At 31.2% G+C, this 14797-nt stretch carries 11 protein-coding genes; 10 read left to right on the top strand and 1 reads right to left on the bottom strand.

The window, feature by feature from the left end; genetic code table 11:
* The first annotated feature begins 293 nt into the window (after positions 1-293).
* From clpB to deoC, 7 genes are all read left to right on the top strand, one after another.
* The gene (gene clpB / locus KTF99_RS13945) at positions 294-2861 is read left to right on the top strand and encodes an ATP-dependent chaperone ClpB (protein WP_029481622.1); all 2568 of its coding nucleotides are present in this window, start codon (positions 294-296) and stop codon (positions 2859-2861) included.
* Between the two features lie 85 nt (positions 2862-2946).
* Entirely contained in the window at positions 2947-3762 is an 816-nt protein-coding gene (locus KTF99_RS13940) for a YihY/virulence factor BrkB family protein (RefSeq protein ID WP_008792063.1), read from the top strand.
* A 636-nt stretch (positions 3763-4398) separates the two neighbouring features.
* Entirely contained in the window at positions 4399-5136 is a 738-nt protein-coding gene (locus KTF99_RS13935) for a 16S rRNA (uracil(1498)-N(3))-methyltransferase (protein ID WP_003534869.1), read from the top strand.
* Entirely contained in the window at positions 5136-5921 is a 786-nt protein-coding gene (locus tag KTF99_RS13930) for a hypothetical protein (protein ID WP_009008808.1), read from the top strand. Before KTF99_RS13935 ends, KTF99_RS13930 begins: the two co-directional genes overlap by 1 nt.
* A complete protein-coding gene (gene mtaB / locus KTF99_RS13925) occupies positions 5918-7204 on the top strand; it encodes a tRNA (N(6)-L-threonylcarbamoyladenosine(37)-C(2))-methylthiotransferase MtaB (RefSeq protein ID WP_217215613.1) in 1287 nt (428 codons plus the stop codon). Before KTF99_RS13930 ends, mtaB begins: the two co-directional genes overlap by 4 nt.
* Positions 7204-8670, top strand: coding sequence for a UDP-N-acetylmuramoyl-L-alanyl-D-glutamate--2,6-diaminopimelate ligase (locus tag KTF99_RS13920; RefSeq protein ID WP_003534863.1), 1467 nt, complete (start codon positions 7204-7206; stop codon positions 8668-8670). The genes mtaB and KTF99_RS13920 overlap by 1 nt, the downstream gene beginning before the upstream one ends.
* Complete coding sequence (deoC, locus tag KTF99_RS13915; RefSeq protein WP_020994636.1) at positions 8660-9310, top strand: deoxyribose-phosphate aldolase; 651 nt, start codon at positions 8660-8662, stop codon at positions 9308-9310. The genes KTF99_RS13920 and deoC overlap by 11 nt, the downstream gene beginning before the upstream one ends.
* A gap of 117 nt (positions 9311-9427) precedes the next feature.
* Here the strand turns inward: deoC and KTF99_RS13910 are convergent, their stop codons facing one another.
* A complete protein-coding gene (locus KTF99_RS13910; protein ID WP_003534861.1) occupies positions 9428-10108 on the bottom strand; it encodes a BglG family transcription antiterminator in 681 nt (226 codons plus the stop codon).
* Positions 10109-10613: 505 nt separating this feature from the next.
* Here KTF99_RS13910 and pflB point away from each other — a divergent pair.
* The 3 genes from pflB (at position 10614) to KTF99_RS13895 (ending at position 14736) form a co-directional block, all read left to right on the top strand.
* A complete protein-coding gene (gene pflB, locus KTF99_RS13905; protein WP_029481618.1) occupies positions 10614-12866 on the top strand; it encodes a formate C-acetyltransferase in 2253 nt (750 codons plus the stop codon).
* 55 nt (positions 12867-12921) lie between these two features.
* On the top strand, positions 12922-13689 hold the full coding sequence (gene pflA / locus KTF99_RS13900; RefSeq protein ID WP_003534859.1) for a pyruvate formate-lyase-activating protein: 768 nt from the start codon (positions 12922-12924) through the stop codon (positions 13687-13689).
* 168 nt (positions 13690-13857) lie between these two features.
* Entirely contained in the window at positions 13858-14736 is an 879-nt protein-coding gene (locus tag KTF99_RS13895; RefSeq protein WP_003534857.1) for an ROK family protein, read from the top strand.
* Positions 14737-14797: the final 61 nt, after the last annotated feature.

Raw genomic sequence — 14797 nt, 5'->3', positions numbered from 1 at the left:
AGAAAGCTAAAGCATTAAACTTAGATGCAATTCATGATACAGTGCATGAAATGGCGCGTGATGAAGCACGTCATGGAAAAGCGTTTGAAGGATTGTTAAACAGATATTTTGGTAAATAATAATTGGATATTAGATTAAACTAGGGTGACAAACCCTAGTTTTTTACATCTAGACAGAAGTAGATTTAAAAATAAATATTTTAATTTTTTAGCACTTTAACCTTGACAGTGCTAAAAGGAGATGTATAATATAATTAGCACTTAGGGATATAGAGTGCTAAAGGAGTGATAGACATGAATATTGAAAAATGGACTGCCAAGATGCAAGAAGCAATTCAAAAAGCAATAACAATGGCTAGTGAAATGGGTCATCAAGTAGTTGATGTAGAGCATTTTCTATTAGCTTTGCTGGAAGACAATGCAGGTATATTATATCGAGTCTTAAGTAAGGCAAATGTCAATATTGCCGATCTACAAAATAAATTGAACGTAAGGTTGCAAGGTAAGCCGATTGTAAGTAATGTGGATATAAATAGTATTCGAATCTCATATGATTTGAATCAACTGCTTAGTTTAGCGGATAAGCAAATGCATAATTTTAAAGATGAATATCTAAGTGTAGAACATTTAATTATGGCATTATTTGAATTAAATAGTAGCTGGTTAAAAGAAATATTAAATGGTTATAATTTAAATAAGAAAAATGTAAAGAAAATTATTGATGAAATGCGAGGTGGAAATATGGTCGATAATCAAAATCCTGAAAACCAATACGAAGTATTGGAAAAATATGGACGTGATTTAACAAAAGATGTTGCCGATGGAAAACTTGATCCAGTTATTGGGCGAGATGAAGAAATTCGTCGTGTGATTCAGATCTTATCACGAAAAACAAAAAATAACCCAATTTTAATTGGTGAACCTGGTGTGGGTAAAACAGCAATAGTTGAAGGATTAGCTTGGCGTATCTTTAAAAATGACGTGCCAGTTTCTCTGCAAAATAAAACACTATATGAATTAGATCTAGGAGCACTAGTTGCAGGAGCTAAATATCGTGGTGAATTTGAAGAAAGATTGAAAGCCGTTTTAAATGAAATTAAGAAGGCTGAAGGAGATATTATCTTATTTATCGATGAAATCCACCAATTAGTTGGTGCTGGTAAAACTGATGGGGCAATGGATGCTGCAAACTTATTAAAGCCAATGTTGGCTCGTGGTGAGTTGCATTGTATTGGAGCAACAACATTAGATGAATATCGGATGTATATTGAAAAAGATGCTGCCCTTGAAAGACGTTTCCAAAAAGTTCAAGTTGATGAACCAGATCAAGATGATACAATTGCCATTCTTCGCGGTTTGAAAGATTCATTTGAATCACATCATGGAGTACAAATTACTGATAGTGCAATTATTGGTGCTGTTAATATGTCACAACGATATATAACTGACCGTTTCTTACCTGATAAAGCAATTGATCTAATCGATGAAGCTTGTGCTTCTATTCGTATGGAAATAGATTCATTACCAGAAGAGTTAGATGTTATAACACGTGAGAAAAATCGATTAGAAATGGAACGAATTTCAATTGAAAAAGAAGACAAAAATGAAGATAATGAAAAACGTTTAAATGAGATTAAAAGTCGGATTGCTTCTTTAGACGAACAAGTAAAAGGTTTAACTGACAAATGGCAAGAAGAAAAGAAATCGTTGGATCATATTAAAAAATTAAAAGACCAAAAAGTAAGATTAGAAGCTTTAACGGATAAATATCAGACAGAGGGTAATTTGGAAGAAGCATCAAGAATCAAATATCAAACATTACCACAAATCGAAAAAGAAATTAAAGAATTTGAAGCTTCTAAAAAAGAAGATGACTTATTACAAGAAAAGGTCACTGTAGATACAGTTAGCGAAGTAATTGCTCGCTGGACAGGAATTCCAATGAATAAATTAATGGAATCTGAACGTGAAAAATTATTAAAGTTAGATACTGCGTTAAAGGTACGGGTAATCGGTCAAGATGAAGCAATTGAAAAAGTTAGTGATGCAATTTTAAGATCAAGAGCAGGAATCAATGATGAAAATCGTCCAATTGGAAGTTTCCTATTCTTAGGTCCAACTGGAGTTGGTAAAACAGAAGTAGCTAAGTCATTAGCTGAGCAATTATTTGATACAGAGCGAAATATAGTTAGAATTGATATGTCAGAATACATGGAAAAATTCAGTGTTTCTCGTTTAGTTGGAGCGCCACCAGGATATGTTGGATATGAAGAAGGTGGACAATTAACAGAAGCTGTGCGTCGTCATCCTTATAGTATTGTTTTATTGGATGAAATTGAAAAAGCACATCCCGAAGTATTTAATATCTTGTTGCAAGTGTTAGATGATGGTCGAATTACTGACTCTAAAGGAAATCTAGTCAGCTTTAAAAATACGATTATCATTATGACTTCAAATATCGGTTCAAATTACTTATTAGAAGGTAATAATAGTGATACAAGAGCAGCGGTTGATAATGAATTGAAAGCACATTTCAAACCAGAATTCTTAAATCGTATTGATGAGATTGTTTATTTTAACTCATTAGATCAAGCGGTTGTTAATAAAATTATTGATAAATTTATTAAACAACTATCTGATCGTTTAAGTGATAAAAAGATCACTATTACAGTAAGTGATAGAGCTAAAGCTGTAATTAGTGAACAAGGTTATGATGTAACATTTGGTGCACGACCACTAAAACGTTTTATTCAGTCACGAATCGAAACATTGGTTGCTCGTGAAATGATTAAAGGTGATATTAAAAATGGAAGTCATGTATTAGTTGACTTTGATGATGATTTTAAATTAGCGATTCAATAAGTTAAAGGTGTTCTTTGAACACCTTTAACTATTTTTTTGTATGCATTTTTGTGATATAGTTAACAATAAAGAGGGATGGTGGATTATGGAAAGATTTCAAAGAGTTGTAATGAAATTTATTTCGCCCCAGGGAAACTTGTTTCGTTATTCGTTAAGTTTTTGTGTTTTGTTAGCTTTATTGCCGGCACTGATTATTTTTTTAAAGGTTTTTCAAACGGATATTTTAAGTGCGCCTAATTTAATTAATTTACTATATGATTATGTTCCTGAAACAATTTTAGCACCTTTTGTTGAGTATGTAATGTCACAAGAATATACAACATTTGTATCATTGATTATTTCAATGGGATTTTCTATTTATTTAGCGAGTAATGCTTTTTATTCTTTTATGTTGATTTCAATGACTGATGAAGGTTTTGATACTTATGCGATTTTAGTGCGAATTAAAGCTATCGTAGTTTTTGTTTTGTTAGTAATTGGTTTAGTAGGATTAACATTATTTAATTATTTAGTACCAATTAACAGCACAATTGTTATGTTGGCTGGTTTATTTATTGTATTTTACTGTTTTTATCGATATTTATCATTTGAAAAAAAACCATTATCATATGGCTTGATTGGAGCTGCTTTTACTAGTGCATGCATTGTTTTAATTGGAGTATTCTTTTTCTATATTGTCAATCATTATACACGATATAATGCTTTGTATGGGCCGCTTGCCAGCTTAGTAATCATGCTGATTTCAATTTATTTAATTTCTAGTGTAATATATTTTGGTTATTGTTTAAATCATGAGTATGGTAAGTCTTTTTCTAAAAGAACTTACAAACATCAAAAGTTTTATGATTATGGAAATAATTTTTTGGATAAAATCGTAGAAAAATTTGGAAAATTAATTTGAAATTTTACTGAAATTGGATTATATTTTTATTAATGGTTTCACTAAAAATATTGATAATATTCATTTCCGTGTTATATTTATACCATAGAAGGATTGTTGCTTTGAGGAGGTAAGACCAGATATATTTTTGTGTTTTTAGGCAAAATTATATTTGGTTTTTTTATTGGGAGGGAGTGATAAGAGAGCTATGATATCATTAGATGGCAAAGGGTAATTTCACACTCAGACAGTTAAATTATTATCTAAAGTAACGAATGAAACAGATAGGTCATCATTTATGACGGAAAAGAATGCAATGATAAAAATTTCTGCTAAAGAAACAGAAATAACTGGTAAAAATGCCAAACCACAAATAATTCCAGAGTTACGTGAATAGGTAGCGAGTGACTATCGAGTTTTAACAAGTTGTGAAATTGTAATAGGGGACAATAATAATTTAAAAAAGGTGATATTTGTAGTGAACTGAATAAGTTGTGCCCCAACTTATTCAGTTCACTACATTTTGCTTATGGAAATCAACTTTTTAATTTACTAAATTAATACTGATAAAAATAGAAGAAAAAAGTAAAAAAAGTGATGTCGTTTATTGCTTTTCTCTGTCGATAATTCGTGTTAGAATGTTAGCGGAGGTCTATTATGCAACGATATTTTATAAATGAAGATTTAACAAGTAAACAACAACTAATTTTACCGGATGATGATTTGCATCATGTTAAAAAGGTAATGCGAAATATAAATGGTGATGAAATTATCTGTATAGATAATGCTGGACAAGTATATTATGGCGTAATTGAAGATATTGAGATAGGTTTAGTTAAAATTGATAAGCGGCTTGAAGAAAATAATGAATTAGATGTCGAGATAACTTTAGTTTATGCTCTACCCAAAGGGGATAAATTTGAATTAGTATTACAAAAAGCTACAGAACTTGGTGTCAAGCGTATTGTTCCAATTCAAACAAAGCGTTGTGTAGTAAAGATGGATGAGCAAAAGTTTGCTAAAAAAATCACTCGTTATCGAAAAATATTAAAAGAGGCTGCAGAACAGTCATGGCGTAATTTTATTCCAGAAATTACTAATGTAATCAAACTAGAACAGCTTGATCAATATTTAGGTGATCATAATCTAGTAGCTTTTGAAGAACTTGCTAAACAAGGTGAACATATGGTGCTAAAACAAACATTAGACCAATTATCTTCAGGTGATAAAATTACTATTGTAGTTGGAAGTGAAGGCGGCTTTGAACTTGATGAAATTGAGATGATGAATAAATTAGGAATTAAAGCTTGTTCACTAGGAAAAAGAATTTTGAGAAGTGAAACAGCTCCATTATATTTTTTAAGTGTAATTGGTTATGCTAGGGAGATTGGATAATGAGTATATTGGATTTATTAAATAAATATCGTTATGAAATAAAATTAAATAAGACAGGATTATATAATTTTGTGACTGGTGGTAATAAAGAGCTGGCAGGAGAAGGCTTTAATTATAAACTAAAGACACCGGAAGATTTATTTGCATATGAAGTTATTTTAAATGGAATTAGGACAAAAATAGCGATTGATGAGTGTTATAATAAATTTATGGCAGCTAATTATGATATTTTTGAATATGTGAATTATGAAGAAAAAAGAAAAATGTTTAATCATGATGAAGAAAAGATAATTAATAATTTCCCAAGTTTTCAAGATCATCAAAGTGGAGAAATAATTTATATTCCTTATTTAGAACCGTTTATAAACAGATATTATGCTAATGATTATCAATTAGTAACACTAAAACAACATCAAGTTTATTTAAATAGTTATGCTAAAACAATAGATAAAGTTATTGAATTATATGGAATACAACCATACAATTCACAATTTTCATCGTTGCAGCTGGTTGGTCAAGATGATGAAAGTTATTATTTTTATCATGATGATTTTAAAACGGTATATCAATTTAATGGACAAAATTATCGTATTGCAAATGAAATTAATTTAATTGATCGATATACAAAAGAATACCCTAATCTTAATTTGATTAAGGAAGCAATGGTTAAATTAGCTAATAGTCAGGATGATGAAGAAATATTAGAGTTTTTATATGAGAATAAATTTGTTGGTGATAAGACCTACAAAAAATTAATAAAGAAATTAAAAAAGGTGAGTAAATGAAGACAGTAGCATTTCATACATTAGGATGTAAAGTAAATACATATGAATCCAACGCAATGTTGAAGATTTTTAATGAAGCAGGATATCAAGAAGTTGACTTTAAACAAGTTGCTGATGTTTATGTTATCAATACTTGTACAGTTACAAATACGGGTGATAGTAAATCACGTCAAATGATTCGCAAGGCAATTCGTAAGAACCCTAAAGCGACTATTTGTGTAGTTGGGTGTTATAGTCAGACAGCCCCGGAGGAAATTGAAAAAATCGAAGGTGTTGGTGTTGTTCTTGGAACTCAATACCGTAGTGATATAGTCAAATATGTTGATGAGCATTTGGAAACTGGAGAAATGGTCATTAAAGTTGATAATGTAATGAATCTAAGGAAGTTTGAAGATCTAAATATTGATCGATTTAAAAATACACGGGCATTTTTAAAAATTCAAGATGGATGTAATAATTTTTGTACTTATTGTATTATTCCTTATGCTAGAGGAAGATTGCGTTCAAGACAAAAAGAAAGTGTGTTAAACCAAGCCCAAAGGCTAGTTGACAATGGATATGTTGAAATTGTCTTAACTGGAATTCATACAGCTGGTTATGGTGAGGATCTAGATGACTATAGTTTTTATGAACTGCTAGTAGATTTAGTGAAGATCAAAGGCTTAAAGCGATTAAGAATCTCATCGATTGAAACAAGTCAAATTAGTGATGAAATTATTGATTTAATCGGCTCAAATGAGATTATCGTAGATCATTTACATGTTCCTTTACAAGCTGGAAGTGATGCTACTTTGAAGCGGATGAATCGTAAATATACAACAGCTGAATATTTAGAAAAAATTAATAAGATTCGCAGTTATTTACCAAATATTGCTTTTACGACAGATGTAATAGTTGGTTTTCCTGGAGAAACGGACGAGGAGTTTGAAGAAACATATAACTTTATTAAACAAGTTAATTATAGTGAATTACATGTTTTTCCATATTCACCACGAAAAAATACGCCAGCAGCTAAAATGAAAGATCAGGTAAATGATCAAATTAAGCATGAACGAGCTAATCGTTTATTGCAGTTATCGAAAGAGCTAAATCATGAGTTTGCTTTAAAACAGATTGGAAAAACTTTAAAAGTTTTATTTGAAAAAAGAGATGGAGAATATTTAATTGGTCATGCTGGTGATTATTTAAAAGTTAAAGTTAAAACAGCTGATAATTTAATTGGTGAGATCGTAACGATCAAAATTGATAAATATGATGAAATTTTGGAAGGAAGGGTTGTTTAATGAAACGCTTAAATGAATTGTTTGATACTGACAACGATATGAAAATCTATTCAATTCATAGTGATTCAAGATATGTAAAACCTTATTCGATTTTCTTTTGCATTGAAGGTTTAAGTGTTGATGGACATCGTTATGTTGAAGATGCTGTTTTTCAGGGTGCAAAAGTAATCGTTCATTCCAAAGATCTTAATTATTACCATGATAAGATTATTTATTTTCGGGTTGAGAATACTTTAGTAGAACTTAATCGTGTTTCAAATCTTTTTTATGATTGTCCAAGTAATAAAATGAAAATTATCGGAGTTACTGGCAGCAGTGGTAAGACGGTAGTTGCTTCAATGATTAAAGATGCTATGGCAAAATATTGTAGTAGTGGATATATAGGAACGATTTCATTAGAATATAATGGCCGTAAAGAGGAATGTCCTTATACCACTCCAGAAGCTCTGTATTTGCAACGAAAATTGTTTGAAATGAATAGAGCTGGGGTCAAAGTTGTTGCAATGGAGGCATCAAGTCATGGTTTGGCTTTAGGACGTGTTGACGGGATTAATTTTAATATTGCTGTAATGACTAATATTGGGGCTGAACATTTAGATTTCCATGGAACAAAGGAACAATATGTTTTAGCTAAACAAAAATTATTTGAAATGATTAAACCGACGGGATGGGCGATTTTAAATAGTGATGATTTAAATTTTATGACTTTAAAAAATAATACCCAAGGACGCATTTTGACTTACGGAATTGAAATTGAAAGTGATATTATGGCTAAAAATATTCAATTACATTTAGATCATAGTGAGTTTGATATTTCATTTAAAGGAAATACTTTTCATGTTAATTCCCCAGTAATCGCAATGTTCAATATTTATAATGTCTTGGCTTTAACCGGTGTGTTGATTGCTATGGGATGTGATGATAAGATGGTCATTGATGCAGTTGAAAATGTAAAACCGATCGAAGGGCGAATGGAACTGATTCAAACAGAACAACAGTTTGCAGTTATTATTGATTATTGTCAACACATTAGTAATTATGAAGCTATTTTTGAATATGTTGATGGAGTTCGACAAGGGCATGGGCGAATTATTGCGGTTTTAGGGGCTCCTGGGAAGCGTAATTACAAATTACGTAAGGAACTTGGGCAATTAGCGAATCGATACTTAGATCATGTTATTTTGACACAATTGGATGATCGTGGTGAAGATGTTTATGAAATTTGTAAAACGATTCAAAAAGAAATTGTCGATATTAATAGTGTAATTATCGAGTCACGTCAAATTGCAATTGAACAGGCAATCGAGATAGCTTGTAAAGATGACATCATTTTGATTCTTGGTAAGGGACATGAAAAGTTCATTTCACTCGATGTAGGACAAGTAGATTATCCTGGTGATAGCCAAATTGTTAAAGAGGCACTTGAAAGAATATATTATAAAGGAGAAGATGAAGATGAATTATAATAAAATGATTGACCACACTGTATTAAAAGCTGATGCAACTAAAGCAATGGTTGCTAAAATTATTGATGAAGCAAAAGAGTATAACTTTGCTTCAGTATGTGTTAATCCAACCTGGGTAGCTTATTGCGCTCAAGCTCTAGCTGATAGTGATGTTAAAGTATGTACTGTGATTGGATTTCCTTTAGGAGCTAATACAAGTGCCGTTAAAGCGTTTGAAACAAAGGATGCTATTGCTAATGGTGCTGATGAAATTGATATGGTTATTAACATTGGAGCACTAAAAGATGGGAATACCGATCTAGTCTTTAATGACATTAAGGCAGTTGTTGATGCTGCTGCGGGTAAATGTGTAAAAGTGATTATTGAAACCTGTCTTCTTACCGATGAAGAAATTGTTACAGTATGTAAATTAGCTAAGGAAGCTCAAGCAACATTTGTTAAAACATCGACTGGTTTTTCAACAGGAGGGGCTACACCTGAAGCTGTTTCTTTGATGAAACAAACTGTTGGAGATGATTTAGAAGTAAAGGCATCTGGTGGAGTGCGGACAATTGAAGACATGGAAAAAGTTGTAGCTGCAGGAGCTACAAGAATTGGAACTAGTGCGGGATGTAAATTGGTTAAAAATAATAATTCATAACACGAATAAGTGAGTTGGTTATTTTAAATAAATAAAAAATATCTTCATTTATTACTGTTTAGTTAGAAAACTGACTAAGCACAACGAAATGAAGATATTTTTATTTAGATATTTATTTTATTCATCGATGCGATTATTAGCAACAACAAAATGTAATGCGATAAAAGCTAATTCATCATCATCGAATGATAGATTTAAATCATGTCTAACAACATCATTTAAAATCTTACTATAATTAAATTCCTCTTGATGACGTTCGATTATTTTTTCTTTTAAAGGATTTTCAACAAGTTGACCATTTGCAAGACGTTCTAAAGCTGGTTCTAAATGTAAACCGATAGCAACGAATAATTTATCATCATTTCTAAAGTCTTTATGATAGTCTTGATAAATTGTATACATTGTTTCTCTTAAAATCTTAAAAACTTGATCGTCAAGTAAATCAAAACCAGAATTTATTTCTAAATCTAATTTTTGATTTTTTGATAGATACATGGAAACCAATGAAATCTCAGCTTCAGGAAAATCAATTTCAAATTCACGTGCTAAACGGTCGCATAACATTTTTGCATATGGATAACTATGATCTTGTTTATATGAAGCGATTTGACTGTTACTCATGGGAATATAATTATTTGATTTGATCCGGATAATTGCAATGGTTAAATGTACTGAGAGATTATTGATTGAATTTTCTGAAAGAAATAAATCATAGTCATCAGCAGTATTTTTAATGATATTAGTAATTAGTACTTTTGTTTGATCAAAATCAGTATTGGTGTTGAATGTTAAATCCATTTTGTACCCTCCTAACAACTAGATATTACTATATAATAAATTGAAAAAAAAATCTACTATTTAATAGATTTAATTTTTAATGTAAAAATATTTTTATTTTATTAAATAGATAATAAAATCGTGGTAATATAATATATTCGTTTATTTTAAATTTATTAATAAAAATCTTTAAAAGTTAAAAAAAGTATTTGTAAGCGCTAACAAAACAACTGTTTCATTATATCTTAAAAAATGATTAAAATTTGTTGAAAATAATTTGTTTTTTTGGTGCAAATGACTTGAATTATAAAAACAATTTATAATATAATGCAGTCGTGGATAACAAAGGAAAATAAAGTTATTTTCCAAAATATAGTGTGTGTTATTCTTATTATGTAAGTGCATTACGATAGTAGTAGAATATTAGTCTTGATGACATCCCTTGCAAATCCATCAGATTATTATTTAAAACTTAAGTAAGAAACTTAACTAACAGTTATTAAATTTCAAGGAGGAAGAAAGAAACATGTTAGAAAAAGATCAATGGAATGGCTTTAAAGGTAGACTTTGGAAAGAGGAAGTGAACGTACGTGACTTCATCCAAAATAACTACAAGCCATATGATGGTGATGAATCATTCTTGGCTGGACCTACTGAAGCTACAGATAAATTATGGGGTAAATTACAAGAACTTCAAAAAGAAGAACGCGCTAAAGGTGGAGTATTAGATATGGAAACTCATGTGGTTTCTGGATTAACTGCTTATGGTGCTGGATATATTGACGAAGAACTTAAAGATTTAGAAGCAGTTGTAGGGTTACAAACTGATAAACCTTTAAAAAGAGCATTTATGCCTTATGGTGGTATCAAGATGGCACAACAAGCTTGTGAAACTTATGGATATACACCAGATCCTGAATTAGGAAAAATCTTTACAGAATATCATAAAACTCATAACCAAGGAGTTTTCGATGTATATACACCAGAAATCAGATTAGCTCGTCGTAATAAAATCATCACAGGTTTACCAGATACTTATGGACGTGGACGTATCGTTGGTGATTATCGTCGTGTTGCTTTATATGGTATTGATTTCTTAATTGAAGAAAAACAAAATGATTTAGCACATTGCGGAAGTGGATCAATGAGAGATGATACTATCCGTCAACGTGAAGAATTAGCTGAACAAATTAAAGCATTAAATGGTATGAAGAAAATGGCTGAAGCTTATGGTTTCGATATTTCTGAACCAGCTAAAAATGCTAAAGAAGCAGTTCAATGGTTATATTTCGGATATTTAGCTGCTATCAAAACTCAAAATGGTGCTGCTATGTCAGTTGGACGTGTATCAACATTCTTAGACATCTATCTTGAAAGAGATTTAGAAGCTGGAATTATCACAGAAGCTGAAGCTCAAGAATTAATTGATCATTTAGTAATGAAATGTAGAATGGTTAAATTCGCTCGTATTCCTTCTTACAACCAATTATTCTCTGGTGACCCAGTATGGGCTACACTAGAAGTTGCAGGACTTGGAACTGATGGACGTTCTATGGTTACTAAAAATGATTTCCGTTTCTTACACACATTAGAAAACATGGGGCCTTCACCAGAACCAAACTTAACAGTATTATATACTGCTGCATTACCAGAAAATTTCAAAAAATATGCAGCTAAGATTTCAATTGATACTAGCTCAGTACAATATGAAAATGATGATGTAATGCGTCCTGTATGGGGTGATGATTATTCAATTTGCTGTTGTGTATCTGCGACTCAAACTGGTAAAGAAATGCAATTCTTCGGAGCTCGTGCTAACTTAGCTAAATGTTTATTATACGCTATCAATGGTGGTATCGATGAAAAAACAAAAACTCAAGTAGCTCCAAAATATCGTCCAATCACTTCTGAATATTTAGATTACGAAGAAGTAATGGAAAGATATGACCAAATGATGGAATGGTTAGCTGATATTTATGTAAATACACTTAACTTAATCCAATATATGCATGATAAATATTATTATGAAGCAGCTGAAATGGCTTTAATTGATACAGATGTAAGACGTACATTTGCAACTGGTATTGCTGGATTCTCTCATGTAGTAGATTCATTAAGTGCAATTAAATATGCGAAAGTTAAAACAGTTCGTGATGAAGATGGTATTGCAATTGATTACGAAATTGAAGGAGACTTCCCTCGTTATGGTAACGATGATGATCGTGCTGATGATATTGCAGTATGGTTATTAAAAGAATTCTTAAATAAACTTAAAAAACATCACACTTACCGTGATTCAGAACCAACTACTTCTATCTTAACAATTACTTCTAATGTTGTTTATGGTAAAGCTACTGGTTCATTACCTGATGGACGTAAAGCTGGTGAACCATTATCACCAGGTGCTAACCCTTCTTACGGTGCAGAACAATCTGGTTTATTAGCTTCATTAAATTCCGTTGCTAAATTACCATACGAATGGGCATTAGATGGTATTTCTAATACTCAAACAATCAGCCCTGATACTTTAGGTCATGATGAAGAAGAACGTAAAACTAATTTAGTTCAAGTAATGGATGGATACTTTGCACAAGGTGCTCATCACTTAAATGTAAACGTATTTGGAACTGAAAAATTAATTGATGCTATGGAACATCCAGAAAAAGAAGAATATGCAAACTTCACAATCCGTGTATCTGGATATGCAGTTAAATTCATTGATTTAACTCGTGAACAACAAATGGATGTTATTTCAAGAACTTGCCATAAATCTATGTAATAGTTATTGAAAAATAAGCATAACAACAGCCTCTTAATTAAAAGAGGCTGTTTTAATGAAAAAGGAGATTAACATGGAAACAGCAATCAAGGGTTTTGTACATTCTATTGAAAGTTTCGGTTCAGTTGATGGTCCGGGAATACGCTATATAATCTTTCTACATGGATGCCCGTTACGCTGTAAATTCTGTCATAATCCAGATACTTGGGCTAATGCTAAGTCGACAATGGAAATGACACCTCAAGAAGCAATTGCTAAAGCACTTAAATACAAGAGCTATTGGGGAAATGATGGTGGAATTACAGTTAGTGGTGGTGAACCATTATTACAAATTGATTTTTTAATTGAATTATTTAAATTAGCGAAAAAAGAAGGAATCAATACTTGTATTGATACTAGTGGTGGTAATTTTACTAGAGAAGAACCGTTTTTTTCTAAATTTAATGAATTAATGAAATATACAGATTTATTATTAGTAGACCTTAAACATATTGATAGTACACAGCATCAAGAGTTAACAGGAAAAGGTAATGATAATATTTTAGATATGGCAAAATATTTAAGTACGATAAATAAACCTGTTTGGATTCGTCATGTTTTAGTACCGGGTATCAGTGATAAAGATGAATATTTAACAGAATTAGATAAATTTATTAGTACTTTGAATAATGTTAAGAAAGTGGAAGTTTTACCTTATCATACACTAGGAGTATTTAAATGGGAAGAACTAGGGATTCCTTATCAATTAGACGGAATTAACCCACCAAATCAAGAGCGTATTGATAACGCTAATAAATTATTACATACGGATAAATATAGATAGTTTAATACTATCTATATTTTTTTAGATGAAACGTAGTTTCATGAATTTGATGATTTTACGAAAACTTATGAAACATCTTGTCAAAAGTTTCTGTTTTTGCACTTAAACTATTCATTTGTATAGTAAATTAAGCTATAATGGAAATGTAAAAATGAGGAGGAAGAATAGATGAAATTAGGTGCAATTGAAGCTGGAGGAACTAAATTCGTAGTTTGTATTGGTGATGAATTTGGAAATGTAATAGAAAGAGATTCTTTCCCAACTGAAACTCCAGAAGAAACAATGGCGAATATTTTTAAATTTTTTGATGGAAAAGATATTGAGGCACTTGGAGTCGGATGTTTTGGACCAATCGATCCAGATTTAAACAGTCCAACTTATGGATATATTACAACAACACCAAAACCAGGATGGGGTAACTTTAATATCATGGGTGCTTTAAAGGAACGTTATGATATTCCTATGGGATTCGATACTGATGTTAATGGTGCTGCTTTAGGTGAAGCTTATTTTGGTGCAGCCAAAGGTTTAGACAGTGCTTTGTATATGACAATTGGTACAGGAATTGGATGTGGTGCTATTGTTGAAGGAAATTTAGTTCATGGGTTATTACATCCAGAAATGGGACACATGAATATGATTGTTCGTGAAGACGATACTTATGCAGGTAAATGTCCTTTCCACGGTACGTGTTTTGAAGGTTTAGCAGCAGGACCGGCAATTGAAGCACGTTGGGGTAAAAAAGGTTTTGAATTACCGGCTGACCATCCTGCTTGGGATCTAGAAGCTTACTATATCGGTCAGGCTCTAGCAACTTATGTTTTAGTTATTTCACCAAAGAAAATCATCTTAGGTGGTGGGGTCTCAAAACAAAAACAAATGTTCCCATTAATTCATAAATATTTAAGAGAATTCTTAAATGGATATATTCAAAAAGATGAAATTTTAACGGATAAGATTGATGATTATATTGTATCACCTGCTTTAGGTGATAATGCTGGTGTGTGTGGTGCTCTAGCATTAGCAAAACAGGCATTAGAAAAATAAATAAAAAGAGCTTAGGCTCTTTTTATTTAAATTAATTAGTATATTAAATATGATAAATATC

It is taken from the genome of Erysipelatoclostridium sp. MSK.7.34, from assembly GCF_019041935.1.
Classification (GTDB): Bacteria; Bacillota_I; Bacilli_A; order Erysipelotrichales; family Coprobacillaceae; genus Thomasclavelia; species Thomasclavelia ramosa.
Note: the sequence above shows the minus strand (reverse complement) of the source record. Positions and strands in the feature narration are given on the sequence as shown.

Coding starts and splice junctions, on each gene's coding strand:
- clpB (WP_029481622.1), top strand. CDS start 294: ATGAATATTGAAAAATGGACTGCCAAGATGCAAGAAGCAATTCAAAAA.
- KTF99_RS13940 (WP_008792063.1), top strand. CDS start 2,947: ATGGAAAGATTTCAAAGAGTTGTAATGAAATTTATTTCGCCCCAGGGA.
- KTF99_RS13935 (WP_003534869.1), top strand. CDS start 4,399: ATGCAACGATATTTTATAAATGAAGATTTAACAAGTAAACAACAACTA.
- KTF99_RS13930 (WP_009008808.1), top strand. CDS start 5,136: ATGAGTATATTGGATTTATTAAATAAATATCGTTATGAAATAAAATTA.
- mtaB (WP_217215613.1), top strand. CDS start 5,918: ATGAAGACAGTAGCATTTCATACATTAGGATGTAAAGTAAATACATAT.
- KTF99_RS13920 (WP_003534863.1), top strand. CDS start 7,204: ATGAAACGCTTAAATGAATTGTTTGATACTGACAACGATATGAAAATC.
- deoC (WP_020994636.1), top strand. CDS start 8,660: ATGAATTATAATAAAATGATTGACCACACTGTATTAAAAGCTGATGCA.
- KTF99_RS13910 (WP_003534861.1), bottom strand. CDS start 10,108: ATGGATTTAACATTCAACACCAATACTGATTTTGATCAAACAAAAGTA.
- pflB (WP_029481618.1), top strand. CDS start 10,614: ATGTTAGAAAAAGATCAATGGAATGGCTTTAAAGGTAGACTTTGGAAA.
- pflA (WP_003534859.1), top strand. CDS start 12,922: ATGAAAAAGGAGATTAACATGGAAACAGCAATCAAGGGTTTTGTACAT.
- KTF99_RS13895 (WP_003534857.1), top strand. CDS start 13,858: ATGAAATTAGGTGCAATTGAAGCTGGAGGAACTAAATTCGTAGTTTGT.